1 protein-coding gene is annotated in these 1,037 nt (G+C 39.9%); it reads right to left on the reverse strand.

All coding sequences use genetic code 11. The features are described 5' to 3' along the window. Positions 1-508 precede the first annotated feature (508 nt). Positions 509-799 (reverse strand): hypothetical protein, encoded by a 291-nt coding sequence (locus tag BCT81_RS22090; RefSeq protein ID WP_102425849.1) that lies wholly within the window; start codon positions 797-799, stop codon positions 509-511. Positions 800-1,037: the final 238 nt, after the last annotated feature.

The following is a 1,037-nucleotide window of genomic DNA, read 5'->3' on the forward strand; positions in this document are numbered from 1 at the left end:
CAAAGTCATCCAGTGCGAACGAAATACCTATGTTTCTGAGGTACTCAGTACCTCAATGTAAACTCTCTATGTCAGCTAAAGGGCAATAGTCCTCGACAATTTCGACGACGATTTGACTCAAGTCTACCCGCTCCTCCTTGATTAACGGGAGATATAAGCTGTTTAAGTCTTTCCCGTATGAAAAGTACTTAAAAAAGCATGGGGTAACATTGAGAAACAGCTTTAGATCACGACCGTAGATGCTCGAGTTCCGAAAGTTTCTCAAGTGCATAATGTTCAAGAAAAACTTAAATCTAAACTCAGACTTCTCACCGAAGTCCTCAAGAATTTTATAGAAGCGTTTAACGTTTACCTTTGCACCTTGCATCTCTACTCGGCATATCGCCTCATAGCCAAACACATTTTGGTCAGCGTCATTAATCGACTGAAAGACACTGTGCACTTTAAATCCAAGAACCGACATCTCGTATCGACGGTGTTCAGAGTTCCACTCAAGCATCAGTTAGCCTCACTTGGACTGTGCTGGATTGCGTAGCGGGCTAACGGAGTTCATTAATATCGCTTCAGCTTCTTCCAGTTCCATTTTTTGGGCAAAGGCTAGCTCTTCTGATATCAAATCCTTGATGTGGTCTACTAAGACTTGTCGATCGTCTTCTGAGATCTTCTTGCTCTGAAGGTGACATAAGCGAACCAATAAGCTGATGACATCTAAGCCTTTGGATTCAACACAAGCTACCTGTTTATATTCTTCAATGCTGCCTAAAACACGTGTAACACTTTCTTTTGATACAACTTTCATCTTCACTCCCAAAAACAAACAACGTTATTAATAATCCCTATATCTGTTGATGTTCTATCCGTGAATTATGCGTCTATCGTACTTGCGCCCAACCTAAACCACATCATTCAAAACTCACTAAAAACACACCAAATATACATTCCACACATTTTTCAAACGAACTTGATTTTTGATAGCCAAAGCGATGAAAAAAAATAGAATCGACGACAAGTTGGTCTAGGCGTAATAACAATAAAAA

The organism is Vibrio sp. 10N.261.52.A1, assembly GCF_002876325.1.
GTDB lineage: Bacteria > Pseudomonadota > Gammaproteobacteria > Enterobacterales > Vibrionaceae > Vibrio > Vibrio chagasii.

What these genes read in the sequence shown, in the direction of transcription:
- BCT81_RS22090 (WP_102425849.1), bottom strand. Translation starts at nt 799, where the DNA reads ATGAAAGTTGTATCAAAAGAAAGTGTTACACGTGTTTTAGGCAGCATT.